This window comes from Pseudomonas sp. NBRC 111138 (genome assembly GCF_001320835.1).
In the GTDB taxonomy this organism is placed as follows: Bacteria; Pseudomonadota; Gammaproteobacteria; order Pseudomonadales; family Pseudomonadaceae; genus Aquipseudomonas; species Aquipseudomonas paracarnis.
The window spans coordinates 11,877-27,789 of sequence record NZ_BCBO01000063.1 but is presented as its reverse complement, the minus strand read 5'-3'; the positions used below and the strand labels follow the sequence as shown (position 1 = coordinate 27,789).

The window sequence follows — 15,913 nt, the reverse complement described above, 5'->3', positions numbered from 1 at the left end:
CTCAACTGAAGCGGATATCCAGCGCACGCAAGTAGGTTTGCAGCCCCGCATCCTGAATCGGGATCAGGAACGCCTCGCTATCCGATTCATTAAAATGCGCATGCCAGTAACCCGGTGGCGTGACAAACGCCAGGCCGGGAGACCAGTCGACCCGCTGCGGGTTACGGATTTGCCCATCCGCGTCCAGCTCGGTGCCCACCAATGAATAACAGCCCTTGGGGCAATCAATAATGAAGTCCAGTGCAATCGACTGATGCCGATGGGGTTTCTGCACCGATCCCGCCGGCAGAATCCCGTACATGGCCCACAGCACGTGGGTCACCGTGCGCGTCTGCGGGAAATGACGGTTGCCCAGCAGGATGCTGATGCGGCTGCGGTCCTGTGCCCTGGGATCATCGGCCGCTTCACGCAACTTCGCGTTGGCCAGTGCTGCTGGGTACAGGGTCGGCGCAAAGCGATCGGCGCGGGGTGTCACCCCCAGGTAACGCAGCAACGGCTCATCGTGCACATAGTAAAGACGTGCATCCTCGCGGGCGCTGAAGTGCGCTTGCTGTAATCCCGGCAGGGCGATAAAGCAGCCCTTGGACCATTGAATCTCATACTCCTCCTGAACCACGCTGCCCTCTCCGGCAATCACGTAGAACACCTGGGAAGTGGCGTTGGGTTGCAGGGTCAGCGTGTCGCCACGGTTAAGGCGCATGAAGTTCGCGCATAGCCCGGGGCCTGTCGCAGGGCCTTCGCAGCCCAAGGCGTCGCTGAGGTCCAGCGGTACCACGCGGGAGGGGCCATTGTCATACAGCGAGGCCGGAAAGCTGTGGTAGGGAATGCGGGAAATCAGGTTGGCACTGATGGGATTCGCCGCCTTGCTGTACTCGAAGTACTCGGCGTCCACTTGGTTGATATCCGTCAGTGCGGGGTCGAATTCACGGTTCATCAGGCTCACCTCAGTCTTGGGCTGGATCGCGCAGCACGGTTGAAGCGCTGCACGGGCTAAGTGGACTATAGGCATTGCCCATTGGCGGATGAATGCCTGTAACGGCACAGCAGTTATGCGAAACGGGGCAGTTAACGCAATTGGAACCAGGTGGTTTTCAACTGGGTGTACTTATCAAACGAATGCAGCGACAAATCGCGCCCGAACCCCGACTGTTTGCCGCCGCCAAACGGCACGGTCACGTCCAGGGCGTCAATGGTGTTGACCGACACGGTACCAGCATTCAGGGCACGCGCCACGCGATGCGCACGGTTCAGGTCATCACTCCACACCGATGCCGCCAGGCCGTAGACGCTGTCGTTGGCTTGCTGTATCGCCTGTTCTTCGGTATCGAAGGCACTCACCGCCAGCACGGGGCCAAACACCTCATCACGGGACAGGCGCATGTCAGCGGTGACGTTGGCAAATATCGTCGGCTGGATGAAGTTTGAACAACCCTCGATGTTCAACGGTTGGCCACCGGTCAACAGCGTGGCACCGTCTGCGTGCGCCCGGCCGATGGCCTGCATGATGCGTGCGGTTTGCCCGCTGTCGACAATTGCACCGGCTGCGCTGGCAGGGTTCAGTGGGTTGCCGGGCATCCAGGCGTGGGATTTATCGATCAGGCGTTCGATGAACTCGTCGTGGATGCAGCGTTGCACATAGAGGCGCGAATTCGCCGAACACACCTCGCCCTGGTTGAAGAATATCCCGAAGGCCGCCTTCTCCGCCGCCAGGTCCAGGTCCTGACAGTCTGCAAACACCAGGTTCGGGCTCTTGCCTCCACACTCCAGCCACACCTGCTTGAGGTTGGACTGCGCGGAGTACTGCATGAAGTACTTGCCCACTTGGGTCGAACCGGTAAATACCAGGCAATCGACGTCCGGGTGCAACCCCAGTGCCTTGCCGGCGCCCTCGCCCATGCCTGGCACCACGTTCAGCACGCCCTCGGGGACGCCCGCCTCGAGCGCCAGTTGGGCCAGGCGCAGGGCGGAAAACGGCGATTGCTCAGCGGGCTTGAGTACCACGCTATTGCCTGCCGCCAAGGCGGGTGCCAATTTCCAGGCGGCCATGTCCAGCGGAAAATTCCACGGCACCACCGCTGCAATCACGCCCAATGCTTCGCGGGTAATGGTCGCCAACGCGTTGTGGGCCGTCGGCGCGACCTGGTCGTAGAGCTTGTCCAGGGCTTCACCGTACCAGGCGAAAACATGGGCCGCGCCGGGTACGTCGACGTTATAGGCGTCCATTACCGGCTTGCCCATGTTCAGGGAGTCCAGCAGTGCGAGTTCTTCGCGGTGGGTCATCAACAGGTCGGCGAGTTTGATCAGGACTTTTTTGCGTTCGCCTGGAGCCATGCGCCGCCAGGGGCCGTTGTCAAAGGCGCGGCGTGCGGAGCGCACTGCCAGGTCGACCTCCGCTGCACCGCAGGCGGCGACCTGCGCAAGCAAGCGGTTGGTCGCCGGGTTGATGGTGTCGAAGGTCGCCCCGGAGAGTGCACCTACGGGCTGGCCGTCGATCAGGGCGGTGCTGATGAAGGTTTGACGGGCAGCGCGTTGCTGCCAATAGTCGAGGTTGAACATGCTGTACTCCTGAATTGGGCCGTAAGGCTTTTGTAGGAGCGAGCTTGCTCGCGAAAAACTCACAGGCGCCGCGTTCATCCAGGAAGAACGCGTTATCGTTGACGTTTTTCGCGAGCAAGCTCGCTCCTACGGATGAACCGAGGTGGGGCCTGTTCATTCGGCCATTTGCAGTTCCGGCATGCGTACCCGGAACCCACGCGTGACGCAGAACAAACACAGCAGCCCCAGGGCCATCCAGCACAGGCCGATGGTGAACGACAGGCCGGACAGGCTCGTCCACAACCACAGCGTGCTGAGAAACCCCAGGCCCGGCAGTGCGGCGTACAGCAGATAGTTGCGTGTACCGCGCAGCTTCTGGTCGCCCAAGTAATGTTTGATCACGGCCAGGTTCACCGCCGAAAACGCGAACAGCGCGCCAAAGCTGATCATGTTGGCCACGGTGTCCAGGCTGATGAACAGCGCAATCAGCGAAAACAGGCTGACCAGCATGATCGCGTTGGCCGGCACGCGTTTTTTCGTCACCAGCTTGCCGAATACCCTGGGCAACGCGCCGTCGCGGCCCATGGCGAACAGCACGCGGGACACGCTGGCCTGGGAGACCATCGCGGAGGCGAAACAGCCCGCCACATAGGTGGCGGTAAACGCACTCACCAGTAGCTCGCCGCCGACCCGGCGCATCACATCGACCGAAGCCGAGTCGGGATCGGCAAAACTATTCCATTCCGGGAAGACCATCTGGGCGCAATACGACACCACCAAAAACAGCAACCCACCGATCAGCGACACCGCCATGATCGCCTGCGGAATGGTACGACGCGGGTCAGGTGTCTCCTCAGCCATGGTCGACACGGCATCAAACCCCAGGAACGACAAGCACAGCACCGCCGCGCCGGTCATGATCAGCGGCACGCTGAAACCTTCATGGTGAAACGGCTTGAGCAGCGACACCGGCTCGGCTTGCCCGCTGAGGTTGTGGATCGACGACCCCACGAACACCACGATGAACACCAGTTGGGCCACGATCAGCACCCAATTGACCCGGGTAATCGACTCGATACCCACCAGATTCAGCGCCGTCACCAGGGCAATGGAGCCCAATACCCATACCGCGGTGGGCACGGTAGGAAAGTATTCGGACAAGTAGATGCCGATCAGCAAATAGCTGAGCAGCGGCAGGAAGATGTAGTCCAGCAGCAAGGTCCAGCCGGCGATAAAGCCGAAGGAGGCGCCAAACGCCTTGCGCGTATAGGTGTAGACCGAGCCCGAATACGGGTGCGCCTTGACCATGCACCCATAGCTGTAGGCCGTCAGCAGCATGGCAGCCAGGGTCAACAGGTAGGCGGTGGGCAGGTGCCCCTTGGTCATTTGGGTCACCAGACCGTAGGTGGTGAACACCGCCAGCGGCACCATATACGCCAGCCCGAACAGTACAAGCCCGACAAGGCCCAGGGGTTGTCGAAAGCGGCGCGATGAGGTTGGTTGGGTTGGGGTTTGATGGACGGGAGTATCGGCTACGTTTGTTATTGTATTCATTGCTGACTCCTGGAAAGTGGAATGCAGGGCGCCGCGGCGTTCGATCAAATCGACACCTTTGATGAGTCATCCATTGGGAGCGGTGGGCAGGCCGCTATGGGCCGCCCACCCTGTTCAACCGAAGCGGCATGCGGGGGCTCAGCCCTTCACAGTTTTCCCGCGATCCGTGCGGTGCGGTCCACCGCAATGCGGGTCTTGTCGACCAGTTCATCGAGCTCCACGCGGCTGGCTACCAGGGCCGGCGCCATGATCATGCGGCCCAGGGTCGAGCGAATGATCACGCCTTCTTCAAAGCCAAAAGTGCGGCATTGCCAGGCCAGGTCGTTTTCATTGGCAAAGCGTTTGCGCGTGCCTTTGTCCTCGACAAACTGCAAGGCTGCCAGCAGGCCGGTGCCCTGGATCTCGCCGATCAGCGGGTGGTTGCCAAAGACTTCGTGCAGGAGCTTGTGCAAATACGGCCCGGTGTCGTCCTTTACCTGGCGCACGATCCCTTCGTCACGCAAGGCCTTGAGGTTGGCCAGGGCCACCGCCGCCGCAACCGGGTGCCCGGAATACGTCAGACCATGGGCAAACACCCCGCCCCGCTCCACCAGGGCTTCGGCCATGCGCTTGCTCAATACCAAACCGCCCATGGGCAGGTAACCTGAGGTCAGGCCCTTGGCGATCGACAACGTGTCGGGTTCGAAGCCGAAATACTGATGGGCAAACCACTCACCTGTACGACCGAAACCGCCAATCACTTCATCAGCGCACAGCAGCACATCGTATTGGCGACAGATACGCTGGATCTCCGGCCAATAGCTTTCTGGCGGAAAAATCATGCCGCCGGCGCCCTGGAAAGGTTCAGCGATAAAACCGGCGACGTTTTGCGCGCCCAACTCCAGAATTTTTTCTTCCAGTTGCAGGGCGCAGCGCCGCCCGAACTCGGCCGGGGTCAAGTCACCGCCCTGGGCGTACCAATAAGGCTCGTCAATGTGCGCGACGTCCGGGATCAAGCCGCCCATTTCATGCATGAATTTCATGCCGCCCAGGGCAGACGCCGCCAGGGTGGAGCCGTGATAGCCGTTCCAGCGACCGATCATGATCTTCTTCTCGGGCTTGCCGAGCACTTGCCAGTAGCGGCGTACGGTGCGGATCAGCACCTCATTGGCTTCGGAACCGGAGTTGGTGTAGATCACATGGCTGTAGTGCCCTGGCAACAGGCTGAACAGCAACTCGGACAGCTCGATCACCGCCGGATGAGTGGTGTGAAAGAACATGTTGTAGTACGCCAGCTGATCCATCTGCGCAGCCGCCGCAGCGGTCAGGTCCTTGCGGCCATAACCCAGCTGCGTGCACCACAGGCCCGACATCCCGTCCAGGTAACGCTTACCCTCGCTGTCCCACAGGTACAGGCCCTCACCGCGGACCATTACGCGCGGGCCTTCGGCATTCAGCGCCTTTTGATCCACAAAGGCATGGATATGGTGGGCCGCGTCCGAGGCCTGGTAGTCCTGGGTCTGGCGTTGCGGTTCAAAGGGTAGGTTCATGGCTTTTTCTCTTGTTGTGGGTAGTCATGCAGCCGGTCAACGGCCTTTGCTCATGTAGCGTTCGAGGGGGTCTTTGCTCAGCCCGCCCTGGGCCTCGGCCAACGAGTCGATAAACAGGGAAAACAGTTCCGATTGCGTGCCGATGTCGAGCTTGCTGTAGATGTGCTTGCGGTGGGACTTGATGGTGTCTTCGGAGACCCCGAGGCGCTCGGCCAGCGAACGTGTGGAGTGGCCGCGCAGGATCAACTGGGTGATTCGGCATTCGCGTTCGGTGAGCAGCGAGGAGCCGAAGTTGTTGAGTGCCGAGTGAATACGCTGTTCCAACAGGCTTTCGAAACGCGCGCCCTGAGTCTCCAGGCCGACGAAGTGCTTGCCCAGCACCGCCAGTACCCAAGGTGCTATGCGCTTGAATTGCTCGGTGGTGGTCGCGTCGAGCTTCTGCGTAAAGGCCAGCGACACCGCCAGGCTCAAGCCGTTGCTGGCCTGCAGGATGTAGTTGAGCTCATCCTCCAAGTGCGAATGCCGGTAAAACGACTGGTAGTACTCGCTGTGCTCAAAGTGGTCGGGGGCCACATCGGCGAGGTCGTAGCAGCCGGAAGTGGCGCCCTCCACGCAGGCGCCGTAGAACGGGTCGAGCAAGTAAAAACCGGAGAGGTACTGGCGCACATTGCCCTGGGGCAGCCATGGCCCGTCCAGTTCGAACAATGCGCTGGGCATGCCGTCGTGGGGGTACAGGTACAAGGTCGTGGCCTGAATGGGGCGGATACACCCCAGGGCATCGAACAACGTGGCGGCAAACCCCGCGTGCCCGATGCTCTCGGTCACCCTGGCTATCTGTTCGAACCACTGGGCTGAAGACAGTCGATCATTATCCACTTCGAAGACTCGCCGTCATAACGGTTGGGTGCGACACCAGATCACTGGCGCCGGGGACTGAAGTGATAGTCCCACACCCGCAAAGTCATCGAAATCACCCCTTAGGGTGAGGGGGTGCGCTGGAACCTCGGAATCGCCAAGCCCAGGCTTTCGCGCAAGGTCGAGCCCTCGTAGGCCGTGCGATAAACACCGCGCTCTTGCAGCAAAGGGATCACCTCCTGAGTAAAGCGATCAAATTGCCCAGGGTGCCCGATGTAGATATTGAACCCGTCCACCGCCCGTGCCTCGAACCAATCCGCCATTTTCTGCGCCACCGTGGCCGCGCTGCCCACGAACGCGCCTGGGCGCAATTGCCGGCCAAATTCGACGGCCTGGCGCAGGCTGAAGCCCTGCTCCCGCGCCTGGTCGGCGATGCGTTTGGCAGCGGTGAAAAAACTGCTGCGCGCGGCCTCCAGGCTCTCTTGCGGGAACGGCGCATCCAGGTCGTATTGGCTGAAATCATGCCAGCCAAAATTGCGCCCGAACTCCTTGAGTGCCAGCGCAAAACTGTGGTCGAGCTGATGATAGTGCTGCTCGATTTCCCGAGCATGGGCATCGGTGTCGCCCACATAAATTTCCGCACCGGGCATGATCAGTACCTGTTCCGGATCGCGCCCCCGTTGTGCCGCCCTGCCCTTGATATCCCGGTAAAACGCCTGGCCCTGCTCGATACTGGCCGCGTGGGTGAAGATCACATCGGCGGTGGCGGCGCCCAGGTCGCGGCCTTGCTCCGAGTCGCCGGCCTGGAAAATCACCGGCTGGCCTTGGGGCGAGCGCTGGATATTCAGCGGGCCCACCACCGAGAAGTGTTCGCCCTGGTGATTCAGGCTGTGCAGCTTGCTCGGGTCGAGAAACTGCCCAGTGGCACGGTTACGCACAAACGCATCGTCTTCGTAAGAGTTCCACAGCCCCTGTACCACCTGAACGTGTTCGACGGCACGCCCGTAGCGGGTGGCATAGTCGTAATGTTCGTCGCGGCTGTAATTGCCGGCGGTACCGGCATCGCCACTGGTCACCACGTTCCAGCCGGCGCGGCCTTTGCTGATCAGGTCCAGGGAGGCGAGGCGCCGGGCGACGTTATAGGGCGAGTTATACGAGGTGGTCAGCGTACCGACCAGGCCGATATGCCGCGTGCTCACGGCCAGTGCCGACAGCAAGGTCAGCGGCTCCAGGCGATTGAGGTAATGGGAAGGCGAGCCTTCGGTGATGAACTGGCTGTCGACGATGAACAGCAGGTCGAACAGCGCCGCCTCGGCCTGGCGCGCTATCTCGATGTACCAATCGACGTTGACGCTGGCATCGGCCGGCAACTGCGGATCAAGCCACAGGTTATGGCGGCCCGGCCCACCGCAGCCCATGGTCAGGGCGCCCAGTTTGAGCTGTCTTTTAGTCATTGCGCAGTAGTCCTTCAAGCGGTCAGGGCTGGGTGGTGGCGACGGTGGGCTGCAAGGCGGCTGCAAATGAAGGGTCGAACAACGTGGCGGCCGAGTAAGACTTGACCAGGCCCAGGCCGGCAAAAAAGTCCACGGTCTTTTGCGCCTCGATGGGCGCCTGAGGCGTCAGCGGCTCGACGGTGGTGCGTGCGCGGGCAAACCAGACGCGAGCGATGTCGGCATCAGCGCGGGTGCGCTTGGCCCAGGCATCGGCATACGCGTTGGCGTTGGCCGGGCTTTGGCGGGCCCAGTCGCGGGCTTTTTTCAGGCGCTGGAGGAAGTCGCTGATGGGTTCACGCTTGGCCTCGACAGCACTGGCGTTGGCGGCAATGAAACTCTGGGCCGGGATCAAGTCTTCAGCGGTTGCCAGCACCCGCGCACCTTGGCGTTCCTGTTGCGTGACGTAGGGTTCCCAGGTGGCGATCACGTCAACTGCACCGCCTTCCAGCGCGTGGGAGGCATCCAGGGCGCTGAGGTAGCGCCATTGCAGCGAATCCCGCGCAACCCCGGCCTTGTCCAGTGCGGTCAGCAACAGTTGCTGGCTCCAGGAACCTTTCCAGATCGCAGCGCGCTTGCCTGCCAGATCGGCCAGGCTGTGGATCGACGAGTCTTTTTTTACCAGGATGGCTACGCCGTCGAGATTTTGCCGGCTGACGGCAATCACCTTGATCGGTGCACCCAAGGCGCCCAGGAACAACACCGGGGCATCCCCGAGCAGGCCCAGGTCCAGGCTGCCGACGTTGAGCGCTTCGGCCACCGGCGACCCGGCCGTGAACTGCTTCCAGTCCAGCGTGTAAGGCAGGTCATCGAGCACCCCCGCCGCTTCCATCACGGCCTGCGCGTTGTAGCTCTGGTCGCCGACCACCAGGGTTTGGGCCTGCGCCGTCAGGCACAGCAAAGAGGCGGCCAACCCGGCCGCCAGGGTTTTGAGGTAACGCACGTTCGTCTCCAGATGCCTTGTGGGGCATTCAAATCGATCCGCACGCACGGTCTCGGTTTTAAAAAGCTTTTATCTGTGGCGAGGGAGCTTGCTCCCGCTGGGCTGCGTAGCGGCCCCATGCTCCTGACAAGAGCAGGGCCGCTTCGCGCCCCAGCGGGAGCAAGCTCAATCGCCACAGATTTTTGGTTTCCGGGCTATTTTCGTGGTGTTGAAGGCGAGATGTAAAATACTGATAACGCATAACCTAATTCATTAATAATGCGCATATCGCATCACGCTAGCGCGGCAATTCAACCCGAGCCACCAACCCCGACCCACGTCGATTGCTCAGGCTCAGCTCACCGCCCTGCTCGCGCACAATGGCCCGCGCTGCCGAGAGCCCAAGCCCTACCCCACCGGTATTGCGGTTGCGTGAGGTCTCGAGACGAAAGAAAGGGTCGAACACACGCTCCAGGTCCGCTTCGGGAATCCCCGGGCCCTCGTCGCTGACCTCGATGCGTACCCGCTGATCGTCAACACTCAGAGCAATGCTGGGGTGCCGGGCGTACTTGGCGGCATTTTCCAGCAGGTTGACCACCACCCGTTTAAGCGCCAATGGCCGGCCGTGATAGACCAGATGGGGCGGCCCCCGGAAGTCGACCGCCAACTGCTGGTCGCGATAGTCGTCGATGATGGTTTGCAGCAATTCAGACAAATCGAATGCCGTGCTGTGCTCCAGTACCGTATCGTCGCGGAAAAACGCCAGCGCGGCGTTGATCATCGACTGCATTTCCTCGACATCGCGAATCAGCTTGTGCTGATGGTCCAGATCCTCCATGAACTCACAGCGCAGGCGTATCCGCGTCAAAGGCGCGCGCAAGTCATGGGAAATGGCTGCCAGCATCTGGGTGCGTTCGCCGATGAAGTGCTGGATCTGCGCCTGCATGGTGTTGAAGGCGATAGTGGCCTGGCGTATTTCGTCGGGGCCTTCGATGTCGATGGGCGGTGCGCGCAGATCGCCGCCGAAGCGTCTGGCGGCACTGGCGAAACGCTGCAACGGCTTGGCCAATTGCCGGGTGGCCACCCAGGCGACCAGCAAGGTGGCGATCAACCCCAGGATGATGATCACCGCAATCCGCGTGGGTGCGCTCAGGCCCCAACTGCGTTCGGGTGGGATGAAGGACAACCAGCTGCCATCAAGTAACTGCACCAGCGCGACATAATGCGCGTCGGGGCTGCCACGGGGCCAATCGTCCGGGCTGTACACCTGAATGATGCGCCCCGTGCCAAACAACGCCTGTATCCCAGGGACTTCGCCCGCCTGTAGCACGTTGCCGCCGCTGGGCAGGCCGAAATCCACGGGGTCGGTATGCCACGTCACCTGCAACCGCGCATCGCTGGCCGCTGCAGCCAGATGCGAGCGCAACGGCGCAGGCGCCGCCTCGATCACTTTCAACGTCGCGGCCATTTGCTCCAGCAACCCCGTGCGGTCGATGGGCGGACGCGCCCACACCCCGGCCACCTGCACGAACAAGGCATTGAGGGCCAGTGAGGCGAGCATCGCGGCGAGAATGGTCAGGGCGATCCGCCGATTCAGGGTGTCGCGGCGCAGCAGGCGGCGAATCATGCGCGGGTCACCGGGGCAGTGAACAGATAGCCGCCATTGCGCACGGTGCGGATCAGGTCCGGGCGCTTGCAATCGGGCTCGATCTTGCGCCGCAGCCGGCTGACCTGCACGTCGATGCTGCGGTCGAAGGCGTCGTGGCCCTGGCCGTGGGTCAGGTCGATCAACTGGTCGCGGGTGAGAATGCGCTGGGGGTGTTCAAGAAACACTACCAGCAGGTCGAACTCGCCACCGGACAACGGGATCATGACGCCCTCCGGCGAACGCAGCTCGCGACAGGTGATATCCAGATGCCAACCGGCGAAGGCAATCACCGGGCGTGAGCGCTCGTCGGCCGCACTGACCGACTGTCCCGCACGCCGTTGCACAGCGCGCAGGCGGGCCAGCAATTCGCGTGGGGCGAAGGGTTTGGTCAGGTAGTCGTCGGCGCCCAGTTCCAGGCCAACAATGCGGTCGCTCAGCTCGCCCATGGCCGTGAGCATGATGATAGGGATGCCGACCTGCGCCTGCACTTTCTGGCAGAGGCTGAGGCCGCCTTCGCCGGGCAACATGAGGTCGAGGATGATCGTGTCCGGCCGTTGCTGTGCGATGGCCGCCCACATGGCCTCGCCGTCGGCAGCCACGTCGACTTCATAGGCGTGCTGGACGAAGAATTTCTTCAGCAATGCCAGCACTTCCACGTCGTCATCGACGATCAGCAGTCTGCTCACGTTCACAGATTCCCAGGCCAAAAAAAGAACGACATCTAAAACCATTCCGGCGCCGGGGTCATTTATTTCAATCGAGCAACATTCCTTCGCCACGGACACAACCCGGACATCTTTGGGCAAAACCTGTCGGGCATTCTGCACATCTCCCACTCACGAAAGACGCCTATGAAAGTTTCGAGCAGCAGGTACACCGAGCAAGCAGCAGGCGATGCGCGGCCACTGGTACTGAGCCAGCGCACCTCTTCCCCGGCTCAGGACAGCCCGATGCTGTTCCAGGAATCCTGCCTGGGGCTGAACGCGGACCTGGACCGTATCGTGCTGCGTCGCTACTTCGAACACTACAGCCCCGACGCCGGGCGCTGGGTCGAGTACGCCCACTCCATTCCCATCGCCGACCTTATCCACTGGATCATGACCCATGGCCAGTTGCATATCGAATCGTCACACGACACTCCAAACGAACAGGCAACCCATTGATGGCCCGTAAATGCTCACTCCTGCTACTGATGGCGGCCACCCTGAGCCTGATGGCTTGCAGCAGCAACAAGGTCGAACCCGAGCGATATACGGGCTTTCTTCATGACTACAGCCTGCTTAAAGAACAACAGAGCCCGTCGGGCCAGACCGTACTGAGTTGGATCAGCCCAGCCTTGAAGCGCGGCCGCTACAAGCAGGTCTACCTGGCGCCTAGCCAGTTTTTCCCGGCTGTTGAACCCACCGCTCAGATCCCCCAAAGCACGCTCTCCCACGTCACCGGCTACTACGACCTGGTACTGCGCTCGGAACTTGGCAAATACGTTTACCTGGCCTCAAAACCTGGCCCTGACACCCTCACAGTACGCCCTGCCATCACCCGCATCGCCACCAGCCCACAGGGACTGCGGTTGTATGAGTGGCTGCCGATCACCCTGGTCGCAGCGGGCGTGAGCGCCGCCACAGGCATACGCGATCGAGACAGTGAAATCGCCACGGAGCTGTCATTGGAAGATGGTTCGACCGGCGATGTCGTGGCGGCCATGGTGCGTAAAGGCACCGGCGCCCCCCTGGCCAATGACAAGCAAGTCATGACCGCCGACAACGTCAAGGACGTGCTCGACGGCTGGGCCCGCGACCTGGGTACGTCGTACAGTGCAGTCGCTCGATAACCCTCGCCGCGCTCAAACGTCATAATCACAGGGGCATCTGCGTGGTAATCTCCCGGCACCACGAATAGACATTGATCGTCACTTGACGATGACCAAAGCCAGGAAAGACCATGCCCAAGATTTCTCACTCAGCGCTACGCCGTAACTTCCGTGACCTGCTGGCAACGCCCCTGTGCGTTGAAACCGCCTCCGTATTCGACCCCATGTCTGCCCGCATCGCGGCCGACCTGGGGTTTGAAGTGGGAATCCTGGGCGGCTCGGTCGCCTCCCTGCAGGTGCTGGCGGCCCCCGATTTTGCGTTGATTACCCTGAGTGAGTTCGTCGAGCAAGCCACCCGCATCGGCCGTGTGGCCCAGTTGCCCTTCATCGCCGATGCCGACCACGGCTACGGCAACGCCCTGAACGTGATGCGCACCGTCGAAGAACTGGAACGTGCCGGCGTCGCAGCGCTGACCATCGAAGACACCCTCTTGCCCGCGCAATTCGGGCGTAAATCCACGGACCTGATTTCCGTCGAAGAAGGCATCGGCAAGGTCAAGGCCGCGCTGGAGGCGCGTGTCGACCCGGCGCTGTCGATCATTGCGCGCACCAATGCCGGCGTGCTGCCCACCAGCGACGTGATTGCGCGGACCAAGGCCTACGAAAAGGCCGGTGCTGACGGCATCTGCATGGTCGGCGTCAAGGACTTCGACCACCTGGAGCAGATCGCGGAGAACCTCAGCGTTCCGCTGATGCTGGTGACCTACGGCAACCCACAACTGCACGACAGCGAGCGCCTGGCCAGCCTGGGCGTACGCATCGTGGTGGCCGGGCATGGCGCCTACTTCGCCGCGATCAAGGCCACTTACGACAGCCTGCGTGCCCAGCGCCAACTGACCCACAGCACCTCGAACCTCAGTGCGACGGAGTTGACCCACACCTACACCTTGCCTGAGAGCTATGTGGCGTGGGCCGAAGAGTTCATGGATGTAAAAGAGTAATCAATCACTCACGGCTCAGCCGTTGGCGCATCCCTGCGCTGGCGGCCGGGCCGGGCTGTACCACGCACTGATCCATCGCCACCCACGCACCTTCCTCCGTCGCCATCATCGGCTGCACCGGCCGGCCCGTCTCGCGTTCCACCACCTCGACACTGATGCCCTCCTCGGCGTAATGCCGATTGCCCCACGCCACCAACGCCATCAGCACCATACGAAAGTCTTCGCCTCTGGCCGTCGGCACGTATTCGTACCGTGGCGGCCGCTCGCTGTAGGCGCGGCGCTCCAGCATCCCCGCGTCTACCAAGCCATTAAGGCGGCGCGTCAGCATGTTGGGCGCGATGCCCAGGCTGCGCGAGAACTCGTCAAAACGGCGCAAGCCGTGCAAGGCGTCGCGCATGATCAGCATGCTCCACCACTCCCCTACCCGTTCAAGGCTACGGGCGATGGGGCATTCGGCACTGATGAGGGATTTGCGCTGCATAAGTATTCCTGTGTGCGAGTACAAACTTGTATGACGCCATGTTACTTTCATGATGATAGTGACGTCCATACGCTGTGTATCCTTCAAGCAACAGGAGTCGATTGAGCATGAGTAAACGTATCGTCGTGACGGGCATGGGCGCGCTGACGCCGCTGGGGTCGAGCGTGGAATCCACTTGGCAGCGCTTGCTGGACGGGCAGTCGGGCATCCGCCGGTTGCCGGAAGAATTGATCGGTGATCTTGCGGTCACCATCGGCGGCCAGGTGCAAAGTGTGTTGCAAGACCCCGAAGCCGGTTTTGATCCTGATCGACTGTTGGCAGCCAAGGAACAGCGCAAGATGGACCGCTTTATCCTGTTTGCCCTGGCGGCGGCGGATGAAGCCCTGAAGCAGGCCAATTGGGCCCCCAGAACACCCGAGGAGCAGGAACGCACGGCAACCATCATCGCCTCCGGCGTCGGCGGTTTCCCGGCCATTGCCGATGCGGTGCGCACCACCGACAGCAAGGGCCCGCGTCGTTTGTCGCCCTTCACCATTCCATCGTTTCTGAGCAACATGGCCGCCGGGCATGTGTCGATCAACTATGGCTTGAAAGGCCCGCTGGGTGCGCCAGTAACCGCGTGTGCCGCCGGGGTTCAGGCTATCGGCGACGCAGCGCGAATGATTCGCGCCGGGGAAGTGGACGTCGCGGTATGCGGCGGTGCCGAAGCGGCGATTCATCGCGTCAGCCTTGCCGGCTTCGCCGCAGCGCGGGCGCTGTCCAGCGATTTCAATGCCACCCCGCAGCGCGCTTCGCGACCCTTCGATCAGGCGCGCGACGGCTTTGTGATGGGCGAAGGCGCCGGCATTCTGGTAATTGAAGAACTCGAACATGCCCTGGCGCGGGGCGCGCAGCCGATTGCCGAACTGGTGGGCTATGGCACCAGTGCAGACGCCTATCACATGACCGCAGGGCCTGAAGACGGTGACGGTGCGCGCCGGGCAATGACTCAAGCGTTGCGCCAGGCGGGCATCGAGGCGTCGCAGGTGCAGTACCTGAATGCCCACGCGACCTCCACACCTGTGGGAGACAAAGGCGAGCTGGCGGCAATCAGGACGCTATTCGGTACTGGCGGTAGCCCGGCGATCAGCTCGACAAAATCCGCCACCGGCCACTTGCTCGGTGCTGCGGGGGGCATCGAAGCCGTCTTCACCGTGCTTGCCCTGCGTGACCAGATCGCGCCAATGACACTCAACCTGGAAAACCCGGACGCCCTCGCCGACGGCCTGGACATGGTGCGCGATGAGGCGCGTCCCATGCCGATTGAATATGCGCTATCCAATGGCTTCGGCTTTGGCGGCGTGAACGCCAGCGTGCTGTTCCGACGCTGGATATAAGCCGGGGTTTGCCCCTGGAGTGAATTTCACCGACCATGGCGCCTTTCTGTTCCTGCCAACACGAGGTGCCCATGGCCAACCACGACCTGTCCTATACCCCTGACCCGGACGCCGATTCCATCTCCTCCGACGTAATCGGCTTCAACGGCATCCTGGTCTCCACCCAGATTCCCACCCATGCCGATGGCAGCCTGGAACTGGGCGATATCACCCTGCAAAGCGAGTGCACCCTGCAAGCGCTGAAAGTCGCGCTGGAAAAAGCCGGCAGTTCCATGGACCGGGTCATGCACCTGACCATCTACCTCACCGACATGGCCGACCGTGCTGCGTTCAACGAGGTCTACAAGCGCTTTTTCGCCAAGCCCTGGCCAGTGCGGGCGGCAGTGGGCGTTGCCGCCTTGGCGGTGGAAGGTATGCGGGTGGAAGTGACGGCGATGGCTGCCAAGGCTTGAATCTGTGACGTTTTTAGAACCGAACTGATCGGAATGTTGAACGCGGTCAAAAAGGCGGGAGCTGGCTTGCCTGCGATAGCGGTGGTGAATGTTCAATCGCCATCGCAGGCAAGCCAGCTCCCACATTGGGGCTTCGTTGCGTTGAGGAATGCGTTCGCTTAACGGACTTGCATTAGGCCCGACAGCCCTGCGGTAGATGCCGCCCAGGCATTTCACGGCTACAATGCGCGCCTCGACCGTGACAAGCCTGACTAAAAAAA

At 61.7% G+C, this 15,913-nt stretch carries 15 protein-coding genes; 5 read left to right on the top strand and 10 right to left on the bottom strand.

Features of this window, described 5'->3' with window-relative positions; all coding sequences use genetic code 11:
- Position 1: 1 nt before the first annotated feature.
- From APH41_RS11140 to APH41_RS11100, 9 genes are all read right to left on the bottom strand, one after another.
- Complete coding sequence (locus tag APH41_RS11140) at positions 2–934, bottom strand: cupin (protein WP_054918929.1); 933 nt, start codon at positions 932–934, stop codon at positions 2–4.
- A gap of 131 nt (positions 935–1,065) precedes the next feature.
- Positions 1,066–2,556: an aldehyde dehydrogenase gene (locus APH41_RS11135; RefSeq protein WP_054918928.1), complete on the bottom strand. Its 1,491-nt coding sequence runs from the start codon at positions 2,554–2,556 to the stop codon at positions 1,066–1,068.
- Between the two features lie 153 nt (positions 2,557–2,709).
- Positions 2,710–4,089 carry an APC family permease gene (locus tag APH41_RS11130; protein ID WP_054918927.1) on the bottom strand — a complete coding sequence of 460 codons (1,380 nt, stop codon included), beginning with the start codon at positions 4,087–4,089 and terminating at the stop codon, positions 2,710–2,712.
- Between the two features lie 146 nt (positions 4,090–4,235).
- Positions 4,236–5,618, bottom strand: coding sequence for an aspartate aminotransferase family protein (locus APH41_RS11125; protein ID WP_054918926.1), 1,383 nt, complete (start codon positions 5,616–5,618; stop codon positions 4,236–4,238).
- Between the two features lie 36 nt (positions 5,619–5,654).
- Positions 5,655–6,494: a helix-turn-helix transcriptional regulator gene (locus tag APH41_RS11120; protein ID WP_034127417.1), complete on the bottom strand. Its 840-nt coding sequence runs from the start codon at positions 6,492–6,494 to the stop codon at positions 5,655–5,657.
- A gap of 101 nt (positions 6,495–6,595) precedes the next feature.
- Positions 6,596–7,927: an LLM class flavin-dependent oxidoreductase gene (locus tag APH41_RS11115; protein ID WP_054918924.1), complete on the bottom strand. Its 1,332-nt coding sequence runs from the start codon at positions 7,925–7,927 to the stop codon at positions 6,596–6,598.
- Between the two features lie 22 nt (positions 7,928–7,949).
- On the bottom strand, positions 7,950–8,906 hold the full coding sequence (locus APH41_RS11110) for an ABC transporter substrate-binding protein (protein WP_054918923.1): 957 nt from the start codon (positions 8,904–8,906) through the stop codon (positions 7,950–7,952).
- Between the two features lie 277 nt (positions 8,907–9,183).
- Entirely contained in the window at positions 9,184–10,512 is a 1,329-nt protein-coding gene (locus APH41_RS11105) for an ATP-binding protein (RefSeq protein WP_034127414.1), read from the bottom strand.
- Positions 10,509–11,219 carry a response regulator gene (locus tag APH41_RS11100; RefSeq protein ID WP_034127602.1) on the bottom strand — a complete coding sequence of 237 codons (711 nt, stop codon included), beginning with the start codon at positions 11,217–11,219 and terminating at the stop codon, positions 10,509–10,511. Before APH41_RS11100 ends, APH41_RS11105 begins: the two co-directional genes overlap by 4 nt.
- 165 nt (positions 11,220–11,384) lie before the next feature.
- On the opposite strand from APH41_RS11100, the gene APH41_RS11095 reads away from it, so the two are divergent.
- The 3 genes from APH41_RS11095 to APH41_RS11085 all read left to right on the top strand — a co-directional run bounded on the left by APH41_RS11095 (position 11,385) and on the right by APH41_RS11085 (position 13,344).
- The gene (locus tag APH41_RS11095; protein ID WP_054918920.1) at positions 11,385–11,696 is read left to right on the top strand and encodes a hypothetical protein; all 312 of its coding nucleotides are present in this window, start codon (positions 11,385–11,387) and stop codon (positions 11,694–11,696) included.
- Entirely contained in the window at positions 11,696–12,364 is a 669-nt protein-coding gene (locus APH41_RS11090) for a DUF3313 domain-containing protein (RefSeq protein WP_054898480.1), read from the top strand. Before APH41_RS11095 ends, APH41_RS11090 begins: the two co-directional genes overlap by 1 nt.
- 110 nt (positions 12,365–12,474) lie before the next feature.
- On the top strand, positions 12,475–13,344 hold the full coding sequence (locus APH41_RS11085; RefSeq protein ID WP_014718426.1) for an oxaloacetate decarboxylase: 870 nt from the start codon (positions 12,475–12,477) through the stop codon (positions 13,342–13,344).
- Positions 13,345–13,348: 4 nt separating this feature from the next.
- Here APH41_RS11085 and APH41_RS11080 read toward each other — a convergent pair whose 3' ends face one another.
- On the bottom strand, positions 13,349–13,825 hold the full coding sequence (locus tag APH41_RS11080) for a helix-turn-helix domain-containing protein (RefSeq protein WP_034127411.1): 477 nt from the start codon (positions 13,823–13,825) through the stop codon (positions 13,349–13,351).
- Positions 13,826–13,932: 107 nt separating this feature from the next.
- Here APH41_RS11080 and fabF point away from each other — a divergent pair, with 107 nt between their 5' ends.
- Both fabF and APH41_RS11070 read left to right on the top strand, forming a co-directional pair.
- On the top strand, positions 13,933–15,201 hold the full coding sequence (fabF, locus tag APH41_RS11075; protein WP_054918919.1) for a beta-ketoacyl-ACP synthase II: 1,269 nt from the start codon (positions 13,933–13,935) through the stop codon (positions 15,199–15,201).
- A 71-nt stretch (positions 15,202–15,272) separates the two neighbouring features.
- The gene (locus APH41_RS11070) at positions 15,273–15,653 is read left to right on the top strand and encodes a RidA family protein (protein ID WP_014718423.1); all 381 of its coding nucleotides are present in this window, start codon (positions 15,273–15,275) and stop codon (positions 15,651–15,653) included.
- Positions 15,654–15,913 lie beyond the last annotated feature (260 nt).